Below are 2,197 nucleotides of genomic sequence, written 5' to 3'. Positions count from 1 at the left end.
ATCCACTACTTTGTCTCCGCCCCGGGCCACCAGCACCTGACCACCCAGATCAACCTGGCAGGCGACCCCTACACCTATGACGACTTCGCCTTTGCCACCCGCGAAGAGCTCGTCGTGCCCGCCGAGCGGATTGAAGACCCCGCCGAGATCGCCAAGCGCGACCTGGACGGCCCGTTCTCCCACGTGGTGTTCGATGTGGCGCTGGCCCCCGCCGAGGCCCCCGAGCTGCAGGTGCGTCACGCCCGCCCGCGGGCCAAAGAAGACGACCAGGATCTGGCCAGCCAGCTCGCCGGTACCGCCAAGGTATAACCCTCATGCCTTGAGCAAGGCGGGCCTTCCCCTTGGCCCGCCTGAGCAAGACATAACAGCGCGACATAATAAATACGAGGAGAGAGATCATGACCACGCAGCTTGATCAGCTCGAAGCCCGCGTGCGCGGCGCCGTCCAAGACGACCCCGCGCAAGGCATCTTCCGCTGCCACCGCAGCATGTTTACCGACCCCGCCTTCTTTGAGCTTGAGCTAAAGCACATCTTCGAAGGCAACTGGCTGTTCCTGGCCCACGAGAGCCAGGTCGCAGAGCCGGGTGACTACATGACCGTCACCATGGGTCGCCAGCCGGTGATTATCACCCGCGACAAGCAGGGCGAACTGCACGGCCTGATTAACGCCTGCGCCCACCGTGGTGCCACCCTGTGTCGCCGTAAGCGCGGCAACAAAGGTACCTTCACCTGCCCGTTCCACGGCTGGACGTTCAAAAACGACGGCCAACTGCTCAAAGCCAAAAATGAGAAGAACGGCGCCTACCCTGAGCAGTTCAAACAGGATGGCTCCCACAACCTTAAGCGCCTACCGCGCTTTGAAAACTACAAAGGCTTCCTGTTTGGCAGCCTGAGCGATGATGTTCAACCGCTTGAGCAGCACCTGGGCGAAACCACCAAGATCATCGACAACATCGTCGACCAAGCCCCCGAAGGCCTGGAAATTCTGCGCGGCACCTCCTCCTACACCTACACCGGCAACTGGAAGCTGCAGGCCGAAAACGGTGCCGATGGCTACCACGTCAGCTCCGTGCACTGGAACTACGCCTCCACCATGGAACGCCGCAACTACGACGCCGGTGGCACCAAAGCGGTGGATGCCGACGGTTGGTCGAAGAGCAAAGGCGGCTTCTACTCCTACGAAAACGGCCACATGATGCTGTGGACCCGACTGCTTAACCCGGAAGTGCGCCCGGTCTATCAGCATAAGGACTGGATCCAGGAGCAGCTGGGTGAAGCCCGCGCCGACTCCATCGTCAATCAAACGCGCAACCTCTGCCTCTACCCCAACGTCTATTTGATGGATCAGTTCTCCACCCAGATACGCGTGATCCGTCCCATCGCCGTGGACAAAACCGAAGTCACCATCTACTGCTTCGCCCCCAAAGGCGAAGCCGCCGAAGATCGGCGTGTGCGCATCCGTCAATACGAAGACTTCTTCAACGTCTCCGGCATGGGCACCCCCGACGACCTCGAAGAGTTCCGCGCCTGCCAAGAAGGCTACAACGGCGCCCTGGCCGAATGGAACGACCTCTCCCGCGGGGCCCAACAGTGGATCAAAGGCGCCGATGAAACGGCCCAAGCGATCGACATGAAGCCCCTGCTCAGCGGTGCCTCCCCGGAAGACGAAGGGCTCTACGTGCTGCACCACCAGCACTGGGTCAGCGAAATGCTGCGTGCCATCGACAAAGAGCGCAGCCAATTTATCGCCACCGCGTCCGCCTAAGCGCCCAGCGCCAGAAGAGAGGAGAGAAGTGCCATGAGCATTAGCTATCACGACATCCAAGCGTTTTTGTACCGCGAAGCACGGCTGCTCGATGACCGGGAGTGGGACGAGTGGCTCACGCTGTACCGCAAAGACGCCGAGTTCTGGATGCCCGCCTGGGATGACGACGACCAGCTCACCCGCGACCCGCACAGCGAGATCTCGCTGATCTACTACCCCAACCGCGACGGGCTGGAAGACCGGGTCTACCGGATCAAGACCGAGCGCAGCGGGGCGAGCACGCCGGAGCCGCGCACCACCCACCAGGTTAACAACCTGGAGATCCTGTCGCACGAGGGCGACACGGTAGAGCTGCGGTTCAACTGGCACACACTCAACCACCGCTACAAGAAGACCGACAGCTTCTTCGGCACGTGCTTCTACACCCTGGA

The 2,197-nt window shown here is 61.4% G+C and carries 3 protein-coding genes; all 3 read left to right on the top strand.

Going from position 1 to position 2,197, the window contains the following annotated elements; translation table 11 throughout:
* Window positions 1-309 (top strand): dioxygenase family protein (locus tag K7H09_RS24275; protein WP_442908139.1); only part of this gene is annotated, 309 nt, incomplete at its 5' end.
* Between the two features lie 89 nt (window positions 310-398).
* The gene (locus K7H09_RS24270; RefSeq protein WP_230806369.1) at window positions 399-1,766 is read left to right on the top strand and encodes a Rieske 2Fe-2S domain-containing protein; all 1,368 of its coding nucleotides are present in this window, start codon (window positions 399-401) and stop codon (window positions 1,764-1,766) included.
* A gap of 33 nt (window positions 1,767-1,799) precedes the next feature.
* Window positions 1,800-2,197, top strand: a 398-nt coding sequence (locus K7H09_RS24265; protein WP_230806367.1) for an aromatic-ring-hydroxylating dioxygenase subunit beta, incomplete at its 3' end; no start/stop codon positions are given.

Source organism: Halomonas sp. IOP_14 (assembly GCF_021021315.1).
GTDB classification, from domain to species: Bacteria; Pseudomonadota; Gammaproteobacteria; order Pseudomonadales; family Halomonadaceae; genus Vreelandella; species Vreelandella titanicae.
Note: the sequence above shows the minus strand (reverse complement) of the source record. Positions and strands in the feature narration are given on the sequence as shown.